Annotated in this window: 5 protein-coding genes; all 5 read left to right on the forward strand. The window is 62.6% G+C overall.

Annotated features, from left to right (window positions below; translation table 11 throughout):
- Positions 1 to 208 (forward strand): kinase/pyrophosphorylase (locus B4E36_RS03510; RefSeq protein WP_345899985.1); only part of this gene is annotated, 208 nt, incomplete at its 5' end.
- A 19-nt stretch (positions 209 to 227) separates the two neighbouring features.
- Positions 228 to 842, forward strand: a complete 615-nt coding sequence (locus B4E36_RS03515; RefSeq protein WP_292055398.1) for a Maf family nucleotide pyrophosphatase — start codon at positions 228 to 230, stop codon at positions 840 to 842.
- The gene (locus B4E36_RS03520; RefSeq protein WP_292055397.1) at positions 835 to 1695 is read left to right on the forward strand and encodes a shikimate dehydrogenase; all 861 of its coding nucleotides are present in this window, start codon (positions 835 to 837) and stop codon (positions 1693 to 1695) included. Before B4E36_RS03515 ends, B4E36_RS03520 begins: the two co-directional genes overlap by 8 nt.
- Positions 1692 to 2315 (forward strand): dephospho-CoA kinase, encoded by a 624-nt coding sequence (coaE, locus tag B4E36_RS03525; RefSeq protein WP_292055396.1) that lies wholly within the window; start codon positions 1692 to 1694, stop codon positions 2313 to 2315. The genes B4E36_RS03520 and coaE overlap by 4 nt, the downstream gene beginning before the upstream one ends.
- A complete protein-coding gene (dnaQ, locus tag B4E36_RS03530; protein WP_292055394.1) occupies positions 2315 to 3028 on the forward strand; it encodes a DNA polymerase III subunit epsilon in 714 nt (237 codons plus the stop codon). The genes coaE and dnaQ overlap by 1 nt, the downstream gene beginning before the upstream one ends.
- The last annotated feature ends 171 nt before the right edge of the window (positions 3029 to 3199 follow it).

The raw sequence follows: 3199 nt of genomic DNA on the forward strand, positions 1-3199 counted from the left end.
GATTTCGCAGGTGCGCGAATATCGTGAATTCGGCGCCGGCGGCGATCACGGCAAGAGCGACTATACCGATCGTGCCGTCATTGCCGAGGAACTGAAATATGCCCGCTCGCTGGCCGCCCGAAACGACTGGCCGATCATCGACGTCACGCGCCGCTCGATCGAGGAGACGGCGGCCGCCATCCTCGCCCTGAAACACCAGCGCGGCTGACAAGGCCGGAAGGAGAGACATGAGCGCTACCTATGAAAAATCCGCGATCGTGCTTGCCTCGACCAGCCCCTCGCGCCGGGCGCTGCTCGCAAATGCCGGACTCGTCTTCACCGCCAAAAAGCCCGATGTCGACGAGCGCGCCGTCGAAGCGCCCTATCTGAAGACGGGCGCAACACCCGCCTTCCTGGCGGCTCTGCTGTCGCGCGAAAAGGCGCTCGCTGTTTCGGCGCGGGCGGAAAATGCGTTTGTGATCGGCGGCGACCAGGTGATGGAGTTCGAAGGCCGGCCCTATTCCAAGCCGGAAAGCCGGGAAGAGGCCCGCGATCATCTGAAGCGGCTTTCCGGCCAGAGTCATTCGCTGATCAGCGCATTCGCGATCGCCAGAGACGGCGAAATTGTCTTCGAGGCCGCGGAGACGGCGCGGCTCACCATGCGCACGCTCGGTGAGGCGGCGATCGATCGCTATCTCGCGTTGCTTCCGGATGAGGTGCTTTTTTCCTCCGGCGTTTACCAGCTTGAAGGACCGGGCGTGCAACTGTTTTCTAAAATCGAGGGCGATTTCTTCACGATACTGGGCCTGCCGATGCTGACGCTTTTGAAGGCCTTGCGCAAACTGGGAGCGATTGATGAATGATTCACGTGAAACGGCAAAGCCAAGGGCCTGCGTCATCGGCCATCCGGTGGATCAATCGCGCTCGCCGCTGGTGCATGGCTACTGGCTGAAGAAATACGGCATTGACGGGGACTATGTCCGCCAGGATGTCGCCCCCGGCGCGATCGGGGAATTCATGGACAAGCTGCGCTCCGGCGAGGCCGGCTATGTCGGCTGCAACGTCACCATGCCCTACAAGGCCGCAGCCTTCGAGCTTGCCGATGAGCGCGACGAGCTTGCCACCACGCTCGGCGTCGCCAACACGCTGTGGGTGGAAGACGGCCGCATCCACGCCACCAATACCGATGGCTTCGGCTTTGCCAGCAGCCTCGACGCGCTTCATCCCGGCTGGGATTATGCCGAGCGCGCGGTGGTACTGGGCGCCGGCGGCGGGGCGAGCGCCGTGGTGCTGGCGCTGAAAAACCGCGGCTTTTCCCATGTCCATATCGTCAACCGCACGCTGGCGCGCGCCTCCGAACTCGCCTTCAGGCTCGGCGATCGAGTCCATGCCCACGATATGGACAATCTCCAAGCGGTGATGGAAGGCGCGGGCCTGTTCGTCAACACCACCTCGCTCGGCATGAAGGGCGGCGCGGTTCCGGAGTTCGATTTTTCGCCGATGCATGAAAACGCGATCGTTGCCGATATCGTTTATGTGCCGCTCGAAACACCGATCCTCAAACAGGCGAAACAACAGGGCTTCAGAACCGCAGAGGGCATTGGCATGCTGCTCTATCAGGCCGTGCCCGGTTTCGAGAAATGGTTCGGCAAGACGCCCGAGGTCGATAACGGGCTGATGGCCGAAATCCTCGCCGATCTCGGGGAAACCGCATGATCGTGCTCGGCCTCACCGGATCGATCGGCATGGGCAAGTCGACCACGGCGGGCTTCTTTGCCGAGGCTGGCATGCCGGTCTTCAACGCCGATGACGCCGTGCACCGGCTTTATCGCGGCCGTGCTGTCGAAGCTGTGGAAGCGGCCTTCCCCGGCGTCGATGTCAATGGCGCGATCGACCGGCAGAAGCTCAGCAAGGTGCTTGCCGGCAAGGCCGAGAACTTCAAGCGGCTCGAGGCGATCGTTCACCCCCTGGTGCGCGAGGAACGACGCGCTTTTCTGGAACAGGCCCGCCTCGATGGCGCGCCGATCGCGGTGCTCGACATACCGCTGCTTTACGAGACCGGCGGCGAGCGCGATGTTGATTATGTCGTGGTCGTCACCTGCGATCCGGAAATCCAGCGCGAACGCGTGCTGTCGCGGCCGGAAATGACGGTGGAAAAACTCGAAACCGTGCTGAAACAACAGCTCCCCGATGGCGAAAAACGCGCGCGGGCCGACTATATTGTCGACACCGGCAACGGCATGGACGCGGCGCGCGCGGCGGTTGGCGCGATCATTGCCGATCTGAAAACACGGGGCCCGCGGGCGACAAGAGACAGCACAAGGGACAGCATCTGATGAAGGCGCAGCGCGATATCATCTTCGATACCGAAACCACCGGTATGGACAAGAATGACGATCGGATCATCGAGATCGGCGCGGTCGAACTGATCGACCATTTTCCGACCGGGCGCACCTTCCACGTCTATATCAATGCCGATGGCAAGACCGTGCATCCGGAAGCCCTGCAGGTGCATGGAATCACCGACGAGTTCCTGCAGGACAAGCCGAAATTCTCGGAAATCGCCGATGATCTCCTGGCTTTTTTCGACGGCGCGCGCTGGATCGCCCACAACGCTGCCTTCGATATGGGCTTTATCAATGTCGAGCTCGGCCGGCTGGGCAAGGGGCCGATCGCCGATGACATGGTCCTCGACACGCTGGCGCTGGCGCGCCGCAAGCATCCCATGGGCCCCAACAGTCTCGACGCGCTCTGCAAACGCTATTCGATCGACAATGCTCACCGCACCAAGCACGGCGCGCTGCTCGATGCCGAACTGCTGGCCGAAGTCTATATCGAGATGTCGGGCGGCCGGCAGGCCGCGTTCCGTCTCGTCAATGCCGGCGATGGCGATCAGTATGACGCCGACGGCAATGTCCGCAAGCTCCCACCCCTCGTCCGCCCCCGCCCGCTTGCACCGCGCATTCACCCGGAAGAACTGGAAGCCCACGCGAAAATGGTCGCCGAGATCGGCGACAAGGCGCTGTGGCATTCGGTGGCGGTGGAGTAGCGGTTGGGGCTTCGCTGCTTGCTCCCAACACTCTCTCCCGCTGGCGGGAGAGATGCCCCGAAAGGGGCAGTGAGGGTGGCGCGGCATTTCAAACCGTGAGGGCGTTCGCGGGGAAACTCTCCCCCCCCTCACTGTCGCTTTCGCGACATCTCTCCCCTCCGGGGCGAGAAG

This window comes from Martelella sp. UBA3392, from assembly GCF_002358775.1.
GTDB lineage: Bacteria > Pseudomonadota > Alphaproteobacteria > Rhizobiales > Rhizobiaceae > Martelella > Martelella mediterranea.